The following is a 21,420-nucleotide window of genomic DNA, read 5'->3' on the forward strand; positions in this document are numbered from 1 at the left end:
AGCAGCAGCGGTTCGACGGCACCAGTCACGGCCGGGACCTCGCCACCAGGACGCACGCGTCGTCGCGGCGGGTGCCCGCGTCGCGCAGCAGGGTCGCGGCGACCACCGTCGGGGCCCGCCCGACCAGTCCCGGGTAGTCGGCCAGGTCCCAGCGGTCCACCACACCGTCGCTGTGCATCACCAGCGTCGCGTCGGGACCGAACGGATAGTCGTACTCGCGGACGGACGGCCGCTGGTGCCCGGCGATGCCGGGGAGCGACACCAGCCCCCGCCGCCGCTGCCCCTCCTCGACGACGGCGGCGGAGATGTTGCCCAGCCCGGCGTAGCGCAGCACGCCCGCCTCCCGGTCGATCTCGGCGACGGCCAGCGCCGCCCCCCGGGTGTGCGACATGGCGCGGTGCAGGTGCTGCACCACGACGCCGGGCGGCCCGGCGGGCGCGTCCCGGAACGCGGCGAGCGCCGCGCCGGTGGCGGAGGCGGCCAGTGGTCCGTGGCCGAGCCCGTCGCAGGTGAGCAGCTGGCGCCGGCCCTCGGCGACGCGTACGGCGTAGCCGTCCCCACTGACCTGCTCGCCGGTGATCGGCCGGGTCAGCGCGCCCGCCCAGGACGGTTCCGGCGCCGCACCGGACCAGACCTGGACGGCGAAGACGGTGCCCCGCCCGGGGCGGGAGTATCCGTCGAACCAGGTCGCCTGCCGGGCGATGGCGCCGAGCCCGATGCCGAGCGTGCCGGCGGTGGAGTGCCCGTCGCGGGAGGAGACGGTCAGGTCGGCCATGCCGGGTCCGGAGTCGATGGCGACCAGTTCCACCCCGGCCCGGCCGGCCCGGCGTACCGGCCGGACCAGCATCGTGCCCTCCTGGGCGTGCTTGGCCAGGTTGCTGGTGAGTTCCGCGGCGACGATGGCCAGGTCGGCGACGTGGTCGTCGCCCAGTTCCAGCTGCATGCCGAGGCGTTCGGCGGCCCGGCGCACCCCGCTTACCGCGTTGCCACCCTCGATCCGGAACCAGAGACCGTCGTCGGCGACGACCTCCCGGCTCATCGGGACCACTTGGTGACCGTGATCGTGGTGCCCTCGCCCACGCCGGTCCGGATGTCGAACTCGTCGACGAGTCGGCGGGCACCGCTGAGCCCGAGGCCCAGGCCGCCGCCGGTGGTGTAGCCGTCGGTCAGGGCCAGGTCGAGGTCGGCGATGCCCGGCCCGGAGTCGTCGAAGACGATGCGGACGCCGCGTCGCCGCCCGTTGTCCACGGTCACCACCTCGACGGCGCCCCCGCCGCCGTAGACCAGGGTGTTGCGGGCCAGCTCGCTCGCCGCGGTGACCAACTTGGTCTGGTCCACCAGGGAGAGCTTCACGGCGACCGCCACCGTGCGTACCAGCTGCCGGACCCGCACCACGTCCTCGTCGCTGCGGATCGCCTGGGTCTGCGGCGTCCCCAGGTCGACGCCGGCGGTCATGGCACGGCCGTCGTCTCGGTGTCCGCGTCGTCGCCGTCGGGCCCGTACCCGCCCTCGTCGTAGCGGGCCGCCGCGATCAGCTCCATCCCGCGCTCGACGTTCAGCGCGGTACGGATGCCGTTGAGCGACAGGCCCAGCTCGACCAGGGTGATGGCGACCGCGGGGCGCATCCCGACCACCACCGTCTCGGCGTCGAGCACCTTGGAGATGGAGGCGATGGTGGAGAGCATCCGGCCGACGAACGAGTCGACGATGTCCAGCGCGGTGATGTCGATGATGACGCCGTGGCAGCCGGTGGCCACGATCCGCTCGGCCAGGTCGTCCTGGAGCTGGAGCGCGGTCTGGTCGGACATGTCGACCTGGATGGAGACCAGCAGCACGTCGCCGATCTTCAGGATCGGCACGCGGTCCATCAGGCCTCCCGGCGGTGGTTCCGGCGGGCGGTCTCCACGCCGGTGAGTCGCAGCACGTGGCGCAGGGCGTCGGCCAGGCTCGCCTTGGTGGCGATGTCGCCGAACTCGATGCCGAGCGCGACGATGGTCTGGGCGATCTGCGGGCGGATGCCGGAGATGATGCAGTCGGCGCCCATCAGCCGGGCGGCCACCACGGTCTTGAGGATGTGCTGGGCGACCTGGGTGTCGACCGCGGGCACACCGGTGATGTCGATGATCGCGTACGGCGAGCCGGTGTCGACAAGCGTCTGGAGCAGCCGCTCCATCACCACCTGGGCGCGGGCGGAGTCGAGCGTGCCGACCAGCGGCACGGCGACCACGCCCTCCCAGAGCTTCACCACCGGGGTGGAGAGTTCGAGCAGCTGCTCGGCCTGGTCGGCGATCAGGCTCTCCCGGGTGCGGACGTAGCTCTCGAAGGTGAAGAGCCCCATCTGGTCGATCAGCCGGGAGTAGGCGACGAAGTCGCGCAGCGCGTGGGCGTCGCCGGTGTCGAGCAGGCCCAGCAGGACGTCCTTGAGGGCGTAGACGCTGACCGCGGTCTCGGTGGCGGAGAAGCCCTGCCGGGCCCGGCCGCGGGACAGCTCGGCGAGCAGGGCGCGCAGCTCGGCGCCCTGGTCGTCGTCGAGGTCGACCAGCCCGCCCTCGGCGGCGGCGATCATGCTAGCGTGCAGCTCCTGGAGCTGGCGGCGTAGCTCGGCCTGGCTCAGCCGGCCGCGCAGCGAAGCCACGACCGATTCGGTCCAACGGGCCGTGACCCGGTCGGCGTGCCCACTGAGCAGACCGGCGAGCCGACCACTCTCTTCCGCGCTCAGCACCATGTTTCCTCCTTGACCTGGACCGGCCGGACTCTATCACCGGAGATCTGTCAACTCCTTGCCACGTGGCAACGGAATGACAACGTGCACCGGTACCCGCTCCCGTTCTGCGGAGCCCGCCCCCGGTGGGTTACCGTTCCACCGATAACAGGAGGTCCCGAATGTCCTTGACGGTGCACACGGAACAACGCGGCGACGTGGTCGTCGTGTCGGTCGCGGGCGAGCTGGACATGGCGACCGCGCCTCAGCTGCAGGACCAGATCACGGACCTGCTGGACCGGGGGCGCAGTCGTCTGGTGTTCGACCTGGCCGACGTGTCGTTCTGTGACTCGACCGGGTTGTCGGTGTTCGTGCGCGCCAAGAACAGCTGCGACGAGGCCGGCGGCGTGGTGCGCCTGGCCGCCCCGCAGCGTGGCGTGCTGCGCATCCTCGAGGTCAGCGGCCTCGTCGAGGTGCTGCACACCTACCCGACGGTCGAGCAGGCCGTCGCGGGCGATCCCACACCGGCCTCCTCCTGACCGATCGGCTCAGCGCCCGTCCTCGATGAACCGGGGGCGGGCGATCACCATGCCCGCTGCCGTCTGCACGGCCAGCGCGCCGAGCAGGAAGCCGATCGGCGCCACCCAGCCGCCGGTCGCCTCGTAGAGGACGCCGACGAGCAGCGGCCCGAGCGCGGCGATGACGTACCCGGTGCTCTGCGCGAAGGCCGACAGCGCCACGGTGCCCTCGGCGGTGCGGGCGCGCAGGCCGATGGTGGTGAGGATCAGCGGGAAGGCGCCCTGGCCGACGGCGAGCAGCGCCACCCAGAGCAGCGCGGGGCCCTGCGGCGCCAGCGCCAACCCGAGGTAGGCCACCGCCGAGAACGCGGTCAGCGAGAGCACCAACGGGCGCAGCGTGGGCAGTCGGCCGGCCAGCGTGGGCATCACCAGCGCCACCGGGACACCGAGCGCGGTCACCCCGGCGAGCAGCAGCCCGGCGCTCTCCGGCCGGTAGCCGGCGTCGCGGAACAGCTGGGCCAGCCAGCCCATGATCGCGTACCCGCTGAGCGACTGGGCGCCGAAGTACACGGCCATCGCCCAGCCCAACCCGGTGCGGGCCGGCCGGATCCGGGGGCAGGGGGCCGGGGCCGCCGTCGTGGGCGCGGCCCGTCGGGCGGCGCGGGCCCGCAGTGCCAGCGGCACCCACGGGAGTACGGCCACCGCGGCCAGCCCGGCCCAGACGCCGAGCCCGGCCCGCCAGGACCCGAAGGCGTGCGCGATCGGCACGGCGGACGCGGCGGCGATCGTGGTGCCCGTGGTCAACGCCATCGTGTACGCCCCGGTGACCAACCCGGTGCGGTGCGGGAAGTGCTGCTTGACCAGCATCGGCAGCAGGATGTTCGCCACCGCGATGCCGGCCAGGGCCAGCGCGCTGGTGAGCACGAAGATCGGGGCCGAGTCGGTGAGCACCCGCAGCACCTGCCCGACGGCGAGGGCGAGCATGGCCGCCACCAGCAGCCGGGCCGGGGCGAACCGACGGACCAGCCACGGGGTGAGCGCCCCCAGACCGGCGAAGGCGATGGTGGGCAGCGTGGTGACCAGGCCGGCCATCGCTCCGGAGAGGCCCAGACCGGTGCGCACCTCGTCGAGCAGGGCGCCGAGGCTGGTGACCGCGGCGCGCAGGTTCAGCGCGACCAGCAGCATCCCGACCAGCACCAGCGCGCCCCCGGTGACCGGCGGTACCCGGCGCGCGGGGAGCGCCTGCGGCGCCGGGCCGGGCGTGACGTCGGCGGTGGGCACGGCGGAGGCGGGCGCGTCGGCGCAGGTGGCTGGCGGGGTCATGACCTCGAACCTACAATCATGGGATGAATTTCGGCAGCAGGTGTAACCGGTGACACGACCCGTGGATTCCCCGGCCGTGCCGCCGCGCGGCCACCGGGTCCGCCAGACGATCACCCAGCTCCGCGAGCGGATCCTCGGCGGCGAGTGGCCGGTCGGCACCCGCATCCCCACCGAGCCGCAACTGGTCGCGGCGCTCGGCGTGGGGCGCAACACCGTCCGGGAGGCGGTCCGGGCCCTGGTGCACGCCGGGGTGCTCGAACCCCGGCAGGGCTCCGGCACGTACGTGGTCTCCACCGACGAACTCGCCCCGGTGGTGGCCCGCCGGCTCACCGACGACCGGATGGCCGAGGTGGTCGAGGTGCGCCGGGCCTTCGAGGTGGAGGCCGCGCGGCTGGCCGCCACCCGGCGTACGCCCGCCGACCTGGCGGCCCTCGACGCCGCGCTCGCCGCCCGCGAGGCGGCCTGGCGCGCGGGCCGCGTCGACGAGTTCGTCGAGGCCGACGCCGCCCTGCACACGGCGGTGGTCGCCGCCGCCCACAACGGCATGCTCGCCGAGCTCTACGCCTCGGTCGGCGCGGCGCTGCGCAGCACCGTCGCGCAGGCCATGGGGGACGCGCTCACCCCCGAGCGGTACGTCGACCACGGCCGTTTGGTGGCCGCCATCGCCGACGGGGATCCCGCCCGGGCGGCGATCGAAGCCGGCGCTTTTCTGGAGCCCGCCCCCGGGGCATAGGTTGTCCTCGACAAAAACCGGACAGCACGGGAGTACGGATGCTCAAGGGCTTCAAAGACTTCATCATGCGCGGAAACGTCGTCGACCTCGCGGTCGGCGTCGTCATCGGTGCCGCGTTCACGGGCGTGGTCACCCAGCTCACCAAGTCGTTCCTGGAACCGCTGATCAAGTTCTTCAGCGGCGGCAACGAGTTCTCCGGCCGCTGGGAGATCAGCGAGAAGAACTACATGGACTGGGCAGCGTTCCTGAACGCCCTGATCACGTTCCTGCTCACCGCGGCGGTGCTCTACTTCCTGGTGGTCTTCCCGATGAACAAGCTGGCCGAGCGGCGCCGGCGGGGCGAGGAGCCGCCGCCCGCCGCACCCAGCGAGGAGGTCAAGCTGCTGAGCGAGATCCGCGACGCCCTGGTCGCGGCCGGCCAGTCCCGGCCCGGCGAGGCGGTGCCCGGTCAGTACCGGGGCGCGCTGGACGACGTGCTCGGCCGCCGCACCGAGCCGCCGGCGCCGCGCTGACCCTTCCGGGCCGGTCCGACCCACGGACCGGCCCGGCCCTCAACCCCGGCCGGCCACCCCCGCGATCGAAGAGCTCGGTGGAACGCCATGGGTGCCTCCGGCCCGCTCTGACACCCTCACACCCCCGATGCCGCGGGATGCGGCAACCTGTTCCCCGCACATCGACCTGCGCGGGAATCCCGCGGGGGCGGACGTGTGTCGTACACATGTTCGATAGAGTGCCGCCATGGAGCAGCGTAAGCACTGGTGGAACGGCAAGTGGGGACGACTGGCCCGGCGGGACGTCTTCCTCCGGGTGGACGCCGACCGTTGGCACGTCGAGCAGCGGGCCGGCGGCGCCGAAGGGGTCTCCCAGTTCTACGAGCACGCCAGCGTCGAGGAGGCCGAGGAGACGGTCCGCGCGCTGCTCGACGGCCCGGGCTCCTGGCGCGAACTCTCCCCTCGCCCGCCCGTCGACCCGCCCCGCGTTTAGCTCGACGGTGGCCCGGGAACCGCGCCAGGATGAAGCAGCAGGGCATCCAGACGCAGGCGGGTATCTCCCACGTGACCACCGGCATGCTGGTGGTGGACGCCAACGGCCGGGAGGTCGGCACGGTGGACCTGGTCCAGCGCGGCGACCCGAACGCGGTGACCGTGCAGGCTCCCACCCCGGATCCGGGCGGCAGCCTCAACGAGCTGATCGAGTCCGCCGCCGTGGAGGAGCCGGACGTCCCCGCCGACCTGGCCGCCCGGCTGCTGCGCAGCGGCTACCTGAAGGTCTCCAGCGACCTGGCCCGCACCGGGGCCGTCTACGTGCTGGCCGAACAGATCGGCACGATCGCCGACGGCCGGGTGCTCCTCGGCGTACCGGCCGCCGACCTGCAACCGGAGGAGTGACCGCCGGGCGTCAGCCGACAGCCGGCGCCTCGGTAGCCCGGGCAGCCGGCACGGCCGGGGTCGGCGGCAACGGCAGGGGCAGCCCCGGCAGCCCGTCGATGCTCGTCGCCACGTGCTCCTTCTTCGCGAAGTAGGCGTCCAACGAGGCATCGTCCTCCCGCTCGAAGCGCTTGGCGTGCAGATCCCGGTCCTGGTCGTACGTCATCAGCGGCACCGCGTAGCCGCAGGTGTCCCGGATCAGCTCGGCCCGGACCACGACGATCGCGCGTAACCCGTGCAGGTTGGTGTCGATGTCCGGGAAGTGGCCGATCAGCTCGGCCCAGCGGGGGTCGTCGCGGAAGACCGGCTCGCCCCGGCCGTGCACCCGGACGATGTTCGGCGGCCCGGCGAAGGCGCACCACATCAGCGTGATCCGGCCGTTCTCCCGCAGGTGCGCGATGGTCTCGGCGTTGCTCCCGGCGAAGTCCAGGTACGCCACGGTGGACTCGTCCAGGACGGCGAACGAGCCGGTCAGCCCCTTGGGCGAGAGGTTGATCGTGCCGTCGCCGCTCAGCGGGGCGGTCGCGGTGAAGAACATCGGCTGGGCCAGGATGAAGTCCCGGAGACGTCCGTCGATCCGAGGGTACGTTTTTCCCATGCCGCCGAGTATTCCCGGCCGGCGCCCGCCGCCGCTGCCCGGTCCCGGTGTCGTAGGTCCCGCCTAACGTGACCGCATGTTCATCGTGATCGGAGAGCAGCGGGCCGACGTGATCGGTCCGGACGAGCGGCACGTCCAGTTCAGCCACATGGCCGAGGTCACCCGGCAGGCGCCGGGCTTCGTGCGGGGCTGGTGGGGGGTGGACCAGGACGATCCGGGACTGGTCCACGTCCTCACCGTGCTCGACACGCACGAGCACGCGGAGGCCGTCAGACGCATGGTCGAGGAGCACGTCACCGGTGTCCGGCTGCGGCTCATGGAGATCGACGTCGAGGCCGAGGCGGAGCGCTGATCAGCCGGCCCGCGCCGGCGCGGCCGGCCCCGGCTCCTCGGCGGGCGCGCCGGGCGCCGGACCCGGCGAGACCGACCGGTCGGGAGCAGTGCCCGTCGGGCCCGGGCCGCCCGAGGTCGGCCGGCGGCGGAAGAGCAGCACCATCGCCCAGCCGGCGACCAGCCCCCAGAACGCCCCGCCGATGCCGAGCAGGCTGATCCCCGCGGCGGTCACCACGAAGGTGACCACGGCCGCCTCGCGGGTCTCCGGCGCGGCGACGGCCGCCGAGACCGCGCCGGCCAGCGCGGCCAGCAGCGCCAGCCCGGCGACCGCCTCCACCAGGATCGGCGGGGAGAGCAGCACCAGGGCGGTCGCCGCGCCCGCGCCGAGGCCGAGCAGGGCCAGCCCGATCCCGGCGGTGACCGAGGCGATCCACCGCCGGTCCGGGTCCGGGTGGGCGTCCGGGCCGGCGGCCAGCGCGGCGGTGATCGCGGCGAGGTTCACCGCGTGCCCCCCGGCCGGCGCGCCCAACGCGGTGGCCAGGCCGGTCACCCGCAGCGCGGAGCCCAGCGGCGCCCGGTAGCCGTAGCCGGCCAGCACGGCCATCCCGGGCACGTTCTGCGCGGCCATGGTGACCAGGAAGAGCGGCAGGGCGAGGCCGACCACCGCGGCCACCGTCCAGGTCGGCCGGGTGAACGCCACGGCCGGGGCGAGGTGCAGCCCGCCCGGCCCCGGACCGGGACTGGTGAGGGCGATCGCCACCGCCGCCACGGCCAGCGCGCCCGGCACCGCCCAGCGGCGGGCGAAGCGGTGCAGCAGCAGCCAGACCAGCACCACCGGGCCGGCCAGCCGGGGCACCTCGACCAGCGCCCGCACCGGCGCCGTGCAGAGCGGCAGCAGCACCCCGGCGAGCATCGCCGCGGCGACCGGCGCCGGGATCGCCCCCACCGCCCGACTCAGCGCGGGGATCAGCCCGGCGGCGACGATCAGCACCCCGGCGACCAGGAACGCGCCGACCGCGGCCGGCCACCCGCCCGGCACCGGACCGGTCGCCACCAGCAGCGCCGCGCCCGGGGTGGACCAGGCGATCGCCATCGGCAACCGGTGCCGCAACCCGAGCCAGACCGCGCAGGCCCCCGCCGCGACGCAGACCGCCAGCAGCCCGGAGGCCGCCTGCGCGTCGTCGGCGCCCACCGCGCGCAGCCCGGCCAGCACCACCGTGAACGAGCTGGCGAAGCCGACCAGCGCGGTCACGATCCCGGCCAGTACGGGTTGCAGCCGATCCGCCATGTCCCTCACCCCCGATCGCACCCTAGGCGAGGGCGGTACGCCGTTCGTCGCCGCGCCCGCGGGGCCCAGCAGCCGGGAAGGGTCAGCCGGCGGGGGGCGCGGAGACCGGCCGGCGGTGCCGCACCGCCCAGAGCGCCGCCTCCGTCCGGGACGACGAACCGGTCTTGCGCAGCAGGTTCGACACGTGCACGGTGACCGTACGCACCGAGATGCCGAGCGCCCGGGCAGCCTGCTTGTTCGACATCCCGGCGACCAGGCAGTCGAGCACCTCGACCTCCCGTGCGGTCAGCTCGACGTCGGGCGGGGCGGCCGGTCGGGGCACCGCCGGGCGCGAATGGAACAGCGCCGCCACGCCCTGCCCGGAGTGTGCGGCGAGCAGCTCGGTCAGCGCGTACGGGTTGCCGCCGGTGCGCTGCCACACCGCGTTCACCAGCCGGTGGGCGGGCCGGGAGCCGTACACCTGGGTCAGCACCTCGGCGACCTGGGCGGCGGTGAGCGGGCCGAGGTGCTGGCGGACGGCGCCGCGTACCCCGCAGAGCCGGGCCAGCGCGCGGACCGTGAGGTCCGGCGCGACCGCGTCCGCGGCCGGCCGGCTCGCCACCACCAGCAGGGCCGGCAGGTCCGCCGCGGTGGCCAGCTCGCCCACCAGGTTCAGGCTGGCCGGGTCGAGGGCGTGCAGGTCCTCCACCACCAGCACCGCCGGCCCGGCGCCGACCAGGCCGCGGACCACGCGCACGGCGACCCGCAGCAGGGCGCCCGGCGCGTAGCGCTCGCGCGGCGTGTCGGGCTGCTGGGCGAGCCACGCCAGGGCGTCCGCCGGAAGGTCGAGGCCGCCGGTGTCCCGGCCGGAGAGCACCGCCGCCAACCAGTCGTACGGGGCGGGGTCGTGCACCCGGGCCGCGCCGGAGAGCACCACCGCCGGACGCGGGGCGAACCCCTCCAGGGCCGCCGCCACCAGCAGACTCTTGCCCACGCCGGCGGCGCCGGTGATCACCGTGACGGCGGGCGCGGACCGGTGCGACCGGGCCACGGCCGACCACGCCCGGTCGAGCTCCGCCAGCTCGCCGGCTCGGCCCACCATCGACACCGGCATCATTCATCTCACCCTACGCACTACTGCGTAGAGACGAAGGCAGGGTGTTCTTGGCAAGCTTGACCCCATGACGCTGATCCTCCGCTCGGCCATCCTCAACGACGTCGGTCTGGTCCGCACCAACAACGAGGACTCCGCCCTCGCCGGTGACCGCCTGGTGGCGGTGGCGGACGGCATGGGCGGGCTGCCCGCGGGTGAGGTGGCGAGCGAGATCGTCATCCGGATCCTGGACGAGCTGACCCCGCCGGCCACCGCCGACGAGGCCGGGGACGCGCTGCGCGCCGTGGTGAGCACGGCCAACCAGCGCATCCGCGCCGCCATCACGGTCGACCCGGCCCGCGACGGCATGGGCACCACGCTGACCGCCGCGCTGCTGGCCGGGCAGGAGCTGGTCCTCGCCCAGGTCGGCGACTCCCGCTGCTACCTGCTGCGCGACGGCGAGCTGACCCAGCTCACCCGGGACGACACCTTCGTGCAGGCCCTGGTGGACCAGGGTGCCCTCACCCCCGACCAGGCCCGCCACCATCCGCAGCGCTCACTGGTGACCCGGGCGGTGCAGGGCCAGGACGCGCCGCCGGCGATCGGGGTGCTCGCCACCTTCGTCGGCGACCGGCTGCTGCTCTGCACCGACGGGCTCTCCGACTACGTCGACGACCAGGTGATCGCGCAGACCCTCGGCACGTACGGCGACCGGCAGCACTGCGGCGAGCAGCTGGTGAAGCTCGCCCATCAGGCCGGCGCGCCGGACAACGTCACGGTGGTCGTCTCCGACGTCACGCAGGCCTGATCGGGGGCCGCCGTCGGCGCATAGCGGTTGCGCCGGTCACCGGGGCGGGTTGGGATGGGGGAATGCTCATCCGCCGCCTGGCCGCCGAGGAACGCCTGACCGACAGTTTCCCGCTCCAGGGGTACGCCTTCGAGGCGTCGCCGATGACCGCGGCCCGGGCGGAGGAGTTCCGCGCCTACCTGCCGTACAACTCGGGGAACCGGACGCTGGTGGCCGAGGAGGACGGCCGGGCGGTGGCCGCGGCGTCGGCGGTCCCGATGCGGCAGAACCTGCGCGGCCGGGTGCTGCCGATGGCGGGGGTGGCGGGGGTGGCGACGCATCCGCTGGCCCGCCGGCGCGGTCACGTGCGGGCGCTGCTGCACCAGCTGCTCGACGAGATGCGGGACGAGGGGCACGCGCTGACCGCTCTCTACCCGTTCCGGGCCTCGTTCTACGAGCGGTTCGGCTATGTCGGGCTGCCCGCGCCGCGGCGGGTGACCCTCTCCCCGGCGCACCTCGGGTCGCTGCTGCGGGCGGACCTCCCCGGCGAGCTGGGCTGGGAGCGGATCGCCGCCGGTTGGGACGGCTACCTGGCCTTCACCGAGCGGTGCCTGGCCGAGCGGCACGGCTTCGCGGTCTTCCCCGAGTTCCGGGCGGTCGGGCTGCGGGACCGCGACGACCGCTGGCTGCTCACCGCCCGGATCGACGCGACGACTGTCGGGGCGGTCACCTACCGGATCGACGACCACGGCGGCGAGCTGGTCGGCGACGACCTGCTCGCCACCGACCCGTACGCGCGGGCGCTGCTGTTGCAGTTCTTCGCCCGGCACGTCGACCAGGTGGAGCGGGTCAGCTTCACGGTGCCCGCCGACGAGCTGCCCGAGCTGTGGCTGACCGACCTGGCGGTCCGGGTGGAGGCCCGGGTGGCCGGCCCGGGGTCGCCGGCGCCGATGGCCCGGCTGCTGTCGCTGGACGCGCTGGCCGGGCTGCCCGCCGGTGCCGGCCGGGTCCGGGTGGAGCTGGTCGCCGACCGGTGGCTGGCCGGGACGTACCTGTTCGACGGGGCGACCGGGCACCTGGAGGTGCGCGGCGACGCCGCCGGGGCGGGCACGCCGGTGGCGACGCTGACCGCGGCCGGGCTCTCCGCCCTCGCGTACGGGGTGCTCGACCCGGCCGAGGTGGACGTGCGCGGGCTGGGCCGGGTGCCGCCGGACGCGGCGGCGGAGCTGCGCCGGATCTTCCCGCGCGAGCTGCCGTACCTCTTCGCCGACTTCTGACCGCGGACCCGGCGGCTCAGCCGGGCAGGCCGGGGCCGGCGGGCGTGGGTGGGATCGCCTGCTCCCCGCCGTCGGGCGGGATCAGGTGCCGCACCTCTGGTTCCCCGTCGGCCAGGTCGTGGGCGCGCTGCTCGGCCTCCTGGTCGGCCCCGGTGAGCCGGCCGCCGTGCTGGCGCAGGTGCTCGTCCCAGGAGGGGACCAGGTAGACCTCCACGTACCGGTCGGGGGCCTCGCCCACCTGGAAGATCCCCCAGCGCATCGCGCCGGTACGCTGCCGCGCGCCCCGGACCACCTCCATCGCGGAGAGGAACGCGGCCCGCCGCTTCGCCGGCACCCGGTAGGTCACGGTGACCAGGACCGGGCCGACCCGGGGGTCCGGTTCCAGCGCCAGGTTCAGCCGCGGCTGGTAGGTCTCGGTGTGCCGGCCCGCGCCGCGCAGCTCCGGCAGCGGCCAGATCTGCGAGGTGAGACCGCCGATCACCATCAGCACCCCGGCGGCCAGGAAGGCGACGACCAGGCCACTCATGTCGGCCAGCAGACCCCAGGCGAACGCGCCGACGGCCTGCGCCCCGCCCTGCACCACCTGGTAGACGGCGAGGCCGCGGGCGCGTACCCAGCCGGGCAGGAAGAGCTGGATCTCGGCGTTGACGTTGGCCAGCACGGTCACCCAGGCCACCCCGGCGGGGAGCAGGGCGACCAGCACCACCGGCACCACCCGGACGGTGCCGACCACGATCAGGGTGGTGCCGTAGACCACCCCGGCGAGCAGCAGGAACTGGTTGGCGGTGATCCGGGTGCGGGTCCACGGCAGCAGCAGGCCGCCGGCGATGGCACCCACCCCGAGCGCGGCGAGCAGCAGGCCGTACCCGCTGGAGTCCATGCCGAGGCGGCGGCTGGCCACCACCGGCAGCAGCGCCCAGAGCGCGCTGGCCGGGACGACGAAGACCAGGGCCCGGCGCAGCAGCCGCCGGACGGTCGGCGAGTGCCGGACGTACCGGCCGCCGGCGCGCAGCGCGGCGGTGAACCGCTCCGGCACCTCGACGGCGCGGGCGTTGCCGGGCCGCCACCGCACCAGGGCGAACGCGAACACCGCGAAGGCCACCGCGTTGAGGGCGAAGACCGGGGCCACCCCCACCCGGGCGATCAGCACACCGGCCACCGCCGGGCCGACGGCCCGGGCCACGTTGACGCTGATCGAGCCGAGCGCGGACGCCGAGCGGAGCAGGTCGCGCGGCACGAGTTCGGGGATGACGGCGGCCCAGGCCGGCAGGGTGAGCGCCTGTCCCACGCCGAACGCGAAGGTGAGGGTGAGCAGCAGCGCCGGTGGCATCCGGCCGGCGGCGGTGAGCAGGGTCAGTGCGGTGGCCACCGCCACCATGAACAGCTGCACCGAGATGAGCAGATGCCGCCGGTCGAAGGTGTCGGCGAGCGCGCCGGCGGGCAGGGCCAGCAGCAGCACCGGCAGCAGGCTGGCGGTCTGCACCAGGGCGACCAGCGTGGCGGCGTTCGATTGGTGGATGAGCAGCCACTGCGCGCCGACGGTCTGCATCCAGGTGCCGATGTTCGCGGCGAGCAGGGCCAGCCAGAGGCTGCGGTAGGCGGCCGTCCGCAGCGGGGCCAACGCCGAGACGGCCGGCTCGGCGCCGGCGCCGGTGGCGGTCAAAACCGCCCGTCCGCGCGGAGCACGCGCTCGCCGGAGACGTACAGGTCGTCGGGGGTCAGCAGGAGCAGGCGTACGACCTCCGCGGCGACCTGTTCGGGCAGGGCGTAGACCTCGTCGAGGAACTCGTCGCCGACGCGTTCCTGCAACCGGGTGGGCATCGGCCCGGGGTGCACCTGCATCACCTTGACGGCGTTGCTGTGCTGCGCCTCGGCCAGCGACTCGACCAGGCTGCTGCCGTAGCTCTTGGTGGCCCGGTAGACGGGGATGCCCGGTCGGGGCTTCGCCACCGCCATCGCCCCGATCCACACCACGTTGCCGTAGCCCTGTCGGCGCAGGTGGTGCAGCGCCTCCTTGAGCACGTACGTGGCGCCGAGGACGTTGACCTCGACCGCCCGGCGGATCCGTTCCGGGGCGAGGTCCTCCAGGTCACCGCCGGCCCACATGGAGGCGCAGGCGGCCACCCCGTCGATGGTGTCCCACCGCCGGGCCAGCGCGGCGAACGCCTCGTGTACCTGGTCGTGGTCGGAGACGTCGCAGACGCTGCCGTCGCAGCCCAGTTCGGCGGTGACGGTGGCCACCTCGTCGGCCTGGTCGCTGAGCACGGCGACCCGGTACTCGTCGACGAGCAGCCTGGCCACGGCCAGACCGAGGCCGCTCGTCCCGCCGACCACCACGAACGATCTGGCTGCCATGTCCCCCCGCCCCTCGATCGTGAGGGGCTTCCCGCTTTTGGGCGCGGCACACCCGGGGTACGGTCCAGCGAATGCCGGAGTGGTTGCAAGCGGGTGGGTGGGGACTGCTGGCCGGGTCCGCCCTGTTGATCGGCGCGGCGGTGGGCTTCTTCGCCCGGGTTCCCCGCGGGATGATCGCGTCGATCATGGCGTTCGGGGCGGGCGTGCTGCTCTCCGCCGTCTCGTTCGAGTTGATCGCCGAGGCGCACGAGCAGGGTGGACTGCTGGCCACCTCGCTGGGGGCGGCGGGCGGGGCGCTGGCGTACACCGGGGCGAACGTGCTGCTGGCCCGGCACGGTGCCCGGCACCGGAAGCGGTCCGGCGAGGAGCAGCCCTCCGAGCAGGAGCAGCCCGGCTCCGGGTCGGCCATCGCGGTGGGTGCGCTGCTGGACGGCGTACCCGAATCGGTGGTGATCGGGGCGAGCCTGCTGGCCGGCGGTCCGGTCAGCCTGGTCACCGTGGTGGCGGTCTTCCTCAGCAACGTGCCGGAGGGGCTGTCCAGCGCGGCGGGCATGCGCCGCGCCGGCCGGACGAAGCGGTACGTCTTCCTGCTCTGGACGGGCATCGCGCTGATCAGCGGCCTGGCGGCGCTGGCCGGCTACACGCTGCTCGGCGGGGCGCCGCCGGAGGTGCTGGCCGGCATCACGGCGCTGGCCGCCGGGGCGATCCTGGCGATGATCACCGACACCATGGTCCCGGAGGCGTTCGAGGACGCCCACCTGCTGGTCGGGCTGATCACGGTGGCCGGCTTCCTGACCGCCTTCGCCCTCTCCCACGCCTGACCCGGCTTAGCGGCGGGTTAAGACTTCGGCGACGGTTCGTGTCGGGGCCCGGCGGGGTCCTAACATCGGCGGAGTGCGCGTGAAGTCCGTTGTCGCCCTGCTCGTCCTCGGTGTCGCCACCGCCACCCTGCCCGCCTGCGGCGGTGAGTCGTCCACCGACTCCCCCGCGGCCGCCCCGGTGGCGGCCTGGTCGTCGGGTTCGCCGACCGCGCCGGCCACCCCGGCCGCGTCCGCGTCCCCGGTCAGGTCGGCCCGGCCGAGCCCGTCGCCGTCGAAGTCCCGCTCGGCCTCCCCGTCGCCGAAGCCGTCCCGCTCCGCCACCGCGCCGACGCTGCGCGCCGGCAACCCCGGCGGCGGTGCGTCGGTCCCCGCCGAGGCCCGCGCCGTGGACACCTCCCGGCCCACCCGGACGATCGGCAAGGGCACCGCGGCGAGCTGCACCTCCGACGCGGTGGTGAAGGCCGTCGCGGCGGGCGGGATCATCACCTTCGACTGCGGGTCGCAGCCGGTGACCATCACCATGACGGCCACCGCCAAGATCCGTAACGCGAACGGCCCGGAGATCGTCCTCGACGGCGGCGGCAGGGTAACCCTCTCCGGCGGCGGCGCCCGGCGCATCCTCTACATGAACACCTGCGACGGCGCCCAGGGCTGGACCACCTCGCACTGCCAGAACCAGGACCACCCGCGGCTGACCGTGCAGAACCTGACCTTCAGCCGCGGCAACTCCACCGGCGACAGGACCGAGGGTGGCGGGGGTGGGGCGATCTTCGTCCGCGGCGGGCGGCTGAAGGTGGTCAACTCCCGCTTCGTCGACAACCGCTGCGACCGTACCGGCCCGGACCTGGGTGGCGCGGCCATCCGGGCGCTCAGCCAGTACGACAACCGGCCGGTGTACGTCGTGGGCAGCACCTTCACCGGCGGGGTCTGCTCGAACGGCTCGGCGCTGAGCAGCATCGGCGTCTCCTGGACCGTGTTGAACAGCGTCTTCACCGGCAACAAGGCGATCGGCTCCGGCGCCAACCCGGCCCGTGGCGGCACCCCGGGCGGCGGCAGCGGCGGCGCGATCTACTGCGACGGCAACACCTTCCGGGTACGCATCGCCGGCTCGGTCATCCGCGACAACGAGGCCAACGAGGGCGGCGGCGCGATCTTCTTCGTGAGCAACGACCGCACCGGCACGATGACCATCGAGAACTCCACCCTGCGCCACAACCCCAGCAGGGGCTTCGAGACCAAGGGCCTTCCCGGCATCTTCTTCCTCGGCGCCCACCCACCCACCATCTCCTGACCCCCACCCCCACCCCCACCCCACCCCGCCCCGCCCCGCCCGCGCCCGGCCCCGCCCACCGCCCCAGTCCGCGTTGATCATGAAGTTAGCGGCGAAGTCGATCTCCTCAAGTGCCGCAAACCTCATGATCAACGGGGCGGGGCGGGGCGGGGGTCAGTAGGGGTTGGGGTGGCCGGGGAGGCGGGCCTTGAGGAGGCCGGCGGGGCGGCCGGGCAGGTCCGGGTCGCCGGACATGGGTGGGCTGTCGGTGTGGGCGCGGGTGGCCATGCCGGCGAAGAGTTCCTTCAAGGCCGTCAGCGCGTCCACCCTGGGGTGCCAGCCCAGCTCCGTCTCGGCGCGTTCGCTGGACATCAGCGGCGCGTTGAGTCCCAGCTCCACCCAGCCGGCGTCGACCGGTTGCAGGCGGGCCCGCCAGGTCAGCATCGCCGCGACCCGCAACACCGGGGAGGCCACCGGCACCGTCCAGCCGTGGAAGTGCCGGGCCACCAGCTCCGGGGTCAGCACCGGGTCCGCGGCGATGTTGAACGCGCCGCGCGCATCACCCAGCACCGCCCGGGCGTACGCGTCGGCCACGTCGTCGGCGTGCACGCCCTGCATGCGCAGCCGGCGGTTGGCCGGGACGACCGGGATGCGGCCGTAGCGCAGCAGCCGGACCGGGGCGAGCGGGCCGAGGAAGTAGCGGGCGATCTCGGTGCCGGCGTCGCGCTGGAAGATCAGGCCGGGACGCAGGCGTACCACCCGCAGGGACGGGTGCTCGGCCTCGACCGAGTCCAGCATCGCCTCGACCTCGGCCTTGTCCCGGCTGTACGACGAGCCGGCCACCCCGGTCACCGGCCACCGCTCGCTGATCGGGTGGTCCTTCGGGCCGGGCGCGTACGTGCCGACCGACGAGGCGTACACCAGGGCCGGTACCCCGGCGCGGACCACCGCGTCGATGACGGCGCGGCTGCCTCCGACGTTGGTGCGGTGCAGGGTGCGCTGGTCGTGGCTGGGCTGGATCTGCCAGGCCAGGTGGACCACCGCCGCGGCCCCGGCGAAGATCGTGGCCAGCTTGTCGGCCGCACCGGGCGCCCCGATGTCGCAGGAGTGCCACTGCACCCGGTCGTACGGCTCGCCGGCGTCCTCGGCCGGCAGCCGGCGGACCACCCCGGCCACCTCCACGCCGGACTCCTGCCGCAGTCGGCGCAGCAGCGCCGTCCCCGCGTTACCGCTGGCCCCCACGATCACGATGCGCATGCCAGCCGTCGTACCCGTTGAACAGGACTCCAACCGCCGAACCGGTCACGGCCGGGGCGAGTGCCGCACCCAACTCCTCTCCTGCCGCCGGCCGCCGGAGACCGCCGCCAGGCAGCGCGGGCAGACGAAGCCGACCGGGTCCGCCGAGGTGAGCTGGTCGGTGGAACGGTAGTCGAACGGCACGTGCGGGAAGCGACGCAGTCTCGTACGGCTCAGTTGCAGCCCGCAGACCGTCGAGTTCTGGCCGGGCTGCCAGGCGTGCACCTCGCCGGCGGGTTCGCGTACCCCGGTCGGGTCGGTCTCCTCGCCGGAGGCCGCGACGGCCGGCCTGCTCGTCATCCGCATGCCTCGACCGGTTCCCCGGCCGGGGCGGTCCATGCCCCTCATCCATCGACGGGAAGCCGGAAGGCCCCGAGGGGCACGGTCCGGTAGCCTGGTGCGGCGGGCCGCTAGCTCAATGGCAGAGCTGTGGACTTTTAATCCATAGGTTCAGGGTTCGAGTCCCTGGCGGCCCACTCTTTCACAGCTCAGCGGCCTCTTGTGGGGTGGTCGTGATGATGGGGCGGCTGGTGGCGCAGTAAGGCGGTAGCCGCCTACAGACCTGATGACGTAAACGACTCACGGCCAGGGCACGACGGCACATCCTCCCCTTCTCATTGGGCGGCACGGATGTTGCGAGCGTCAGTGACGATCGGCGGATGATCGATGAGTTCAGCACGCATGGGGGCGTCGCCTACGTTGATCCTGCTCTGAAGTCGTGGGGACAGGGACAGGGCCGTAAAGGCTGGCCCGCCAGTCGTGGCCGCCGCGGATGGGCCCTTCCGTGTACTAGCGTCGGGGTTGTGAGGAAGCCAGCTACGAGGTACGAGCCACTGACCGTGGCACGCCTGGGCGCTCTGCTCGTCGGAGCCGACGAGACGCGACGGTGGCGGCTGGTGGCGGAGTTCCTGGAGGAGTACCGATGGGAGTCCTCCGAGACGCGCGCTGGGCTGCTGGAGCAGGAGCCTTCGCCAACCGGGGACGAGCATTGGGACGTGTTCCTCGCAGCCTTGACCGAGCACCTGGCAGCCAAGGACGGGCGCGGGGCACCGCCCTGGGCTGAGACGCGGTCGCTGCGGCGTTTCTGGTTCCCCTTCAACACTCGCGCGGCCCGGGTCGACGCGGTGGTCCACGCGCCGGCGGCGTTCCGCCGACGGGGCGTGTACGTGTCGGCGCAGGAGTTGAACGTCGCGTGAGTTTCGATGATCCGCTGCTGGACCGTGCTGCGATCGAGGACGCCTTCCGTCGGCTGGGAGACCGGCTGGCGCGGCGGGGTGTCGTCGCGGATCTGTACATCTTCGGTGGGGCAGCCATGGCTCTTGCCTACGACGCACGGCGGGCGACCCGAGACATCGATGCGGTGTTCCAGCCCCACGGGGTCGTACTCGATGAGGCCCGAGCGGTGGCCGACGATCTCGGCCTGCCGCACTGGTGGCTCAACGAGCAGGCGAGCGCCTACGTCGCCCCCGGCGGAGACGCCGCAGCTCCTCGCGTCTTCGATCATCCGGGGCTCCGGGTCGCGGCGGCATCTGCCGAGCACCTGTTGGCCATGAAGGTGCTTGCCGCACGTCGTCGGGACGCGGAGGACATCCGCTTCCTGGTGGACCACCTCGGGCTGACCAGCGCCGAGGAGGTCCTCGGTCTGTGCGCGGAGATCTTCCCTGAGGAGGAGGTCCCCGGTAGGGCGAGACTCGTCCTCGACGACGTCTTCGACGGCCATTGACCCAGCCGGCCGCAACCGGCGTAAGTCGTCCTGCTGGTCGTGCAGCGCATTTCGTGTCGTACGAGGGTTGCGGAGGTCCCCTGTCCCGCCCTCACCGTCGTGGATCTGCACCTGGTGGTGTGCCGTGCCCCGTGCGCCGTCACCTGTGTGCTGTGCTGGGCATGCGTTGTGATTCGGGGAGTCGAACCCCACGCCCGCCCTCGGCGCGCCAGGAGGTGGACCGGATTACAGCCGGCCCGCTGGTCGTGCACGCCTCCACGTCGGCTACCTGCTCCGCAACCTCAGTCCAGCAGCCCGACCTCCCAGTTCGACCGCTGGATCAGCGTGTCGACCTCGCGGAGCTGCCGGGCCAGGTCGTCGGCCTGCCGGCGCAGCTCGGCCACCGGCAGCGCCGGGATCATCTTCAACTCCGAGCGCAGCTGCCGGTATCCGCGCTGGCCGTCACCGGCGGCGGCGTTGGCCGCGGCGGTGACCACGCCGTGCCGCATCCGGAGTACGTCCCGACGGGCCAGCGCGTCGGTGAGGGTGCCCTCCCCGGTCACCTCGGTGGCGGCGTTGGTGCGGTTGATCCGCCGGATCAGCGACTCCAGCTCACCGAGCACCTCGCCCGCCTCCACGAGCAGGGCCGACGCGTCCTCGGCGGGCGCTTCGCCCTCCTGGTAGCGGGCGCTGGCGGTGATGCGGGTGCGGAGTTGTTCGGCGCGGCGGGCCGCGTCCGCGCGCAGCGCCAGAGCCTCAGCGAGCTTCATGGGCACCAGTATGGCCATCAATGATCAGCTCCACGATCCCGTTTCGGCGCCGGGCCGGCGGGCGGCCGGTCAGCGGTGCGCTCGGTCTCGATGATGGGCAGGAGTTCGTCCAACGACACGATGACACCGCTCGCGGTCCCGCGCTGCGCCTCGCGGTCGAGTGTGACGCCGTGATATCCGAGATCCTTGGCCGCGGTCACGAGCTGCGGGTCGTCGTCGATGAACAGACACTCGTGCGGCTCGAGCCCGAGCAGCCGGTTGCCCTCGGCGTACATCCGCGGGTCGGGCTTGCGGCAGCCGAGAACTTCGGAGATCGCGAAGCCTTCGAAGTAGTGCCGGATGCCCAGATCGGCGAACATCGCCTCCAGCCCGACCCAGGTGTCGGAGACCACCGCCATGCGAATGTCCCACGCTTGCAGCTGGTCGAGGACGCGTCGCACGTCGGGGTAGGTCTCGATCACCGGGCCCACGGCTGGAGCCTCCAACTGTCGCAGCAGTTGCTCCGACGGGCGGTCGATGCCGAGCACCGCCAGCATCGCCCGGTGATAGTCGGTCCGGTTCGCCGTGGCCGTTCCCGCGTCCAGGAAACGCTGCCCGACGTCGATGGCCTGCGGGAACAGGTCCTTCCGAACGTGCGGGTGGTGCGCCGCGACGATGCTTTCGAAGTCGTACCGGGGATTCCACCGCCCACCGACCGGGCGGGTCAGAACACCGCCGGCGTCGAACATCACGCCGCGAACATGCCCCTGCCCGTCCACCAATGGCAGATTACCCGCAGACCCTCGCGGGCGCGGGGGACGTCTATCGGTCGTCCTCACGTTTGCGCACCTCCTTACCGATGCGCTTCGCGAGGCTCGCGTCCCGGGCGCGGCCCAGGGCAACCGCCGCCAGCACGAGCAACACCGCAACCCCGATAGCCCATCCCATGACTGGGACCGTAACCACCAGGAACAAGCACAGCGGGTTGCCGGCGGCACCCCCGGCCTGGGCGATGAATCCGCCCTCGCCGCTGAGCAGGACGGCCGGCCAGCACCACCAGCAGGCCGCCGACCCGCCCCACCGAAGCCAGGAGGGCCTCGACTCGATCGTCAGAGGAGTTCTGCCGCCCCTGAGCCGCGGGTTGCTCGTCCCGCCCGAGTGGTCGCACGG

General features: G+C 73.5%; 26 protein-coding genes and 1 tRNA gene. 13 read left to right on the top strand and 14 right to left on the bottom strand.

Going from position 1 to position 21,420, the window contains the following annotated elements; translation table 11 throughout:
* Window positions 1-25 precede the first annotated feature (25 nt).
* Genes GA0070564_RS06075 through GA0070564_RS06090 form a run of 4 tightly spaced genes read right to left on the bottom strand, consistent with a single transcriptional unit; the run spans window position 26 to window position 2,725 of the window.
* Window positions 26-1,039 (bottom strand): SpoIIE family protein phosphatase, encoded by a 1,014-nt coding sequence (locus GA0070564_RS06075; protein ID WP_091604644.1) that lies wholly within the window; start codon window positions 1,037-1,039, stop codon window positions 26-28.
* A complete protein-coding gene (locus GA0070564_RS06080) occupies window positions 1,036-1,455 on the bottom strand; it encodes an ATP-binding protein (RefSeq protein WP_091603627.1) in 420 nt (139 codons plus the stop codon). Before GA0070564_RS06080 ends, GA0070564_RS06075 begins: the two co-directional genes overlap by 4 nt.
* The gene (locus tag GA0070564_RS06085) at window positions 1,452-1,868 is read right to left on the bottom strand and encodes an STAS domain-containing protein (protein WP_091603630.1); all 417 of its coding nucleotides are present in this window, start codon (window positions 1,866-1,868) and stop codon (window positions 1,452-1,454) included. Before GA0070564_RS06085 ends, GA0070564_RS06080 begins: the two co-directional genes overlap by 4 nt.
* A complete protein-coding gene (locus tag GA0070564_RS06090) occupies window positions 1,868-2,725 on the bottom strand; it encodes an STAS domain-containing protein (protein ID WP_091603633.1) in 858 nt (285 codons plus the stop codon). The genes GA0070564_RS06085 and GA0070564_RS06090 overlap by 1 nt, the downstream gene beginning before the upstream one ends.
* A 158-nt stretch (window positions 2,726-2,883) precedes the next feature.
* On the opposite strand from GA0070564_RS06090, the gene GA0070564_RS06095 reads away from it, so the two are divergent.
* Window positions 2,884-3,240 (top strand): STAS domain-containing protein, encoded by a 357-nt coding sequence (locus tag GA0070564_RS06095; protein WP_088969299.1) that lies wholly within the window; start codon window positions 2,884-2,886, stop codon window positions 3,238-3,240.
* A gap of 9 nt (window positions 3,241-3,249) precedes the next feature.
* Here GA0070564_RS06095 and GA0070564_RS06100 read toward each other — a convergent pair whose 3' ends face one another.
* Window positions 3,250-4,404: an MFS transporter gene (locus GA0070564_RS06100; RefSeq protein ID WP_245669851.1), complete on the bottom strand. Its 1,155-nt coding sequence runs from the start codon at window positions 4,402-4,404 to the stop codon at window positions 3,250-3,252.
* Window positions 4,405-4,591: 187 nt separating this feature from the next.
* Between GA0070564_RS06100 and GA0070564_RS06105 the strand changes: the two genes are divergently transcribed.
* The 4 genes from GA0070564_RS06105 (at window position 4,592) to GA0070564_RS06120 (ending at window position 6,663) form a co-directional block, all read left to right on the top strand.
* Entirely contained in the window at window positions 4,592-5,275 is a 684-nt protein-coding gene (locus GA0070564_RS06105) for a FadR/GntR family transcriptional regulator (RefSeq protein ID WP_091603640.1), read from the top strand.
* A 38-nt stretch (window positions 5,276-5,313) separates the two neighbouring features.
* A complete protein-coding gene (mscL, locus tag GA0070564_RS06110) occupies window positions 5,314-5,787 on the top strand; it encodes a large conductance mechanosensitive channel protein MscL (protein WP_091603642.1) in 474 nt (157 codons plus the stop codon).
* Between the two features lie 226 nt (window positions 5,788-6,013).
* Window positions 6,014-6,259 carry a hypothetical protein gene (locus tag GA0070564_RS06115; RefSeq protein WP_091603645.1) on the top strand — a complete coding sequence of 82 codons (246 nt, stop codon included), beginning with the start codon at window positions 6,014-6,016 and terminating at the stop codon, window positions 6,257-6,259.
* Window positions 6,260-6,288: 29 nt separating this feature from the next.
* Complete coding sequence (locus GA0070564_RS06120) at window positions 6,289-6,663, top strand: hypothetical protein (RefSeq protein WP_091603648.1); 375 nt, start codon at window positions 6,289-6,291, stop codon at window positions 6,661-6,663.
* A 10-nt stretch (window positions 6,664-6,673) separates the two neighbouring features.
* On the opposite strand, the gene GA0070564_RS06125 is transcribed toward GA0070564_RS06120, so the two are convergent.
* Window positions 6,674-7,300 carry a pyridoxamine 5'-phosphate oxidase family protein gene (locus tag GA0070564_RS06125; protein WP_091603652.1) on the bottom strand — a complete coding sequence of 209 codons (627 nt, stop codon included), beginning with the start codon at window positions 7,298-7,300 and terminating at the stop codon, window positions 6,674-6,676.
* Between the two features lie 76 nt (window positions 7,301-7,376).
* Here GA0070564_RS06125 and GA0070564_RS06130 point away from each other — a divergent pair, with 76 nt between their 5' ends.
* Window positions 7,377-7,652 (top strand): hypothetical protein, encoded by a 276-nt coding sequence (locus tag GA0070564_RS06130; RefSeq protein WP_091603655.1) that lies wholly within the window; start codon window positions 7,377-7,379, stop codon window positions 7,650-7,652.
* On the opposite strand, the gene GA0070564_RS06135 is transcribed toward GA0070564_RS06130, so the two are convergent.
* Together GA0070564_RS06135 and GA0070564_RS06140 are read right to left on the bottom strand one after the other, a co-directional pair.
* Window positions 7,653-8,921: a benzoate/H(+) symporter BenE family transporter gene (locus tag GA0070564_RS06135; protein WP_091603658.1), complete on the bottom strand. Its 1,269-nt coding sequence runs from the start codon at window positions 8,919-8,921 to the stop codon at window positions 7,653-7,655.
* Between the two features lie 82 nt (window positions 8,922-9,003).
* A complete protein-coding gene (locus GA0070564_RS06140) occupies window positions 9,004-10,017 on the bottom strand; it encodes a response regulator transcription factor (RefSeq protein ID WP_091603661.1) in 1,014 nt (337 codons plus the stop codon).
* 64 nt (window positions 10,018-10,081) lie between these two features.
* On the opposite strand from GA0070564_RS06140, the gene GA0070564_RS06145 reads away from it, so the two are divergent.
* Window positions 10,082-10,801: a PP2C family protein-serine/threonine phosphatase gene (locus tag GA0070564_RS06145; RefSeq protein WP_091603664.1), complete on the top strand. Its 720-nt coding sequence runs from the start codon at window positions 10,082-10,084 to the stop codon at window positions 10,799-10,801.
* 62 nt (window positions 10,802-10,863) lie between these two features.
* The gene (locus GA0070564_RS06150; RefSeq protein ID WP_091603667.1) at window positions 10,864-12,057 is read left to right on the top strand and encodes a GNAT family N-acetyltransferase; all 1,194 of its coding nucleotides are present in this window, start codon (window positions 10,864-10,866) and stop codon (window positions 12,055-12,057) included.
* Between the two features lie 16 nt (window positions 12,058-12,073).
* Here the strand turns inward: GA0070564_RS06150 and GA0070564_RS06155 are convergent, their stop codons facing one another.
* Window positions 12,074-13,720, bottom strand: a complete 1,647-nt coding sequence (locus tag GA0070564_RS06155; RefSeq protein WP_091603670.1) for an MFS transporter — start codon at window positions 13,718-13,720, stop codon at window positions 12,074-12,076.
* Window positions 13,717-14,412, bottom strand: a complete 696-nt coding sequence (locus GA0070564_RS06160; RefSeq protein ID WP_091603673.1) for an SDR family NAD(P)-dependent oxidoreductase — start codon at window positions 14,410-14,412, stop codon at window positions 13,717-13,719. Before GA0070564_RS06160 ends, GA0070564_RS06155 begins: the two co-directional genes overlap by 4 nt.
* A 71-nt stretch (window positions 14,413-14,483) precedes the next feature.
* Here GA0070564_RS06160 and GA0070564_RS06165 point away from each other — a divergent pair, with 71 nt between their 5' ends.
* A complete protein-coding gene (locus tag GA0070564_RS06165) occupies window positions 14,484-15,233 on the top strand; it encodes a ZIP family metal transporter (RefSeq protein WP_091603676.1) in 750 nt (249 codons plus the stop codon).
* Window positions 15,234-15,312: 79 nt separating this feature from the next.
* The gene (locus GA0070564_RS06170) at window positions 15,313-16,524 is read left to right on the top strand and encodes a hypothetical protein (RefSeq protein WP_091603679.1); all 1,212 of its coding nucleotides are present in this window, start codon (window positions 15,313-15,315) and stop codon (window positions 16,522-16,524) included.
* Between the two features lie 153 nt (window positions 16,525-16,677).
* On the opposite strand, the gene GA0070564_RS06175 is transcribed toward GA0070564_RS06170, so the two are convergent.
* Together GA0070564_RS06175 and GA0070564_RS06180 are read right to left on the bottom strand one after the other, a co-directional pair.
* Window positions 16,678-17,760 carry an NAD-dependent epimerase/dehydratase family protein gene (locus GA0070564_RS06175; protein ID WP_091603682.1) on the bottom strand — a complete coding sequence of 361 codons (1,083 nt, stop codon included), beginning with the start codon at window positions 17,758-17,760 and terminating at the stop codon, window positions 16,678-16,680.
* 45 nt (window positions 17,761-17,805) lie between these two features.
* The gene (locus GA0070564_RS06180; RefSeq protein ID WP_245669814.1) at window positions 17,806-18,099 is read right to left on the bottom strand and encodes a hypothetical protein; all 294 of its coding nucleotides are present in this window, start codon (window positions 18,097-18,099) and stop codon (window positions 17,806-17,808) included.
* 104 nt (window positions 18,100-18,203) lie between these two features.
* On the opposite strand from GA0070564_RS06180, the gene GA0070564_RS06185 reads away from it, so the two are divergent.
* The 3 genes from GA0070564_RS06185 to GA0070564_RS06195 all read left to right on the top strand — a co-directional run bounded on the left by GA0070564_RS06185 (window position 18,204) and on the right by GA0070564_RS06195 (window position 19,522).
* Window positions 18,204-18,275, top strand: a tRNA-Lys gene (locus tag GA0070564_RS06185).
* Window positions 18,276-18,695: 420 nt separating this feature from the next.
* Window positions 18,696-18,995 carry a hypothetical protein gene (locus GA0070564_RS06190; protein ID WP_141714705.1) on the top strand — a complete coding sequence of 100 codons (300 nt, stop codon included), beginning with the start codon at window positions 18,696-18,698 and terminating at the stop codon, window positions 18,993-18,995.
* Window positions 18,992-19,522: a DUF6036 family nucleotidyltransferase gene (locus tag GA0070564_RS06195; protein WP_091603691.1), complete on the top strand. Its 531-nt coding sequence runs from the start codon at window positions 18,992-18,994 to the stop codon at window positions 19,520-19,522. The genes GA0070564_RS06190 and GA0070564_RS06195 overlap by 4 nt, the downstream gene beginning before the upstream one ends.
* A gap of 281 nt (window positions 19,523-19,803) precedes the next feature.
* Here the strand turns inward: GA0070564_RS06195 and GA0070564_RS06200 are convergent, their stop codons facing one another.
* Together GA0070564_RS06200 and GA0070564_RS06205 are read right to left on the bottom strand one after the other, a co-directional pair.
* A complete protein-coding gene (locus tag GA0070564_RS06200; RefSeq protein WP_091603693.1) occupies window positions 19,804-20,271 on the bottom strand; it encodes a DIP1984 family protein in 468 nt (155 codons plus the stop codon).
* 17 nt (window positions 20,272-20,288) lie between these two features.
* The gene (locus GA0070564_RS06205) at window positions 20,289-21,029 is read right to left on the bottom strand and encodes an HAD family hydrolase (protein WP_218104876.1); all 741 of its coding nucleotides are present in this window, start codon (window positions 21,027-21,029) and stop codon (window positions 20,289-20,291) included.
* Between the last annotated feature and the right edge of the window lie 391 nt (window positions 21,030-21,420).

The sequence above is a fragment of the Micromonospora mirobrigensis genome, assembly GCF_900091555.1.
In the GTDB taxonomy this organism is placed as follows: Bacteria; Actinomycetota; Actinomycetes; order Mycobacteriales; family Micromonosporaceae; genus Micromonospora; species Micromonospora mirobrigensis.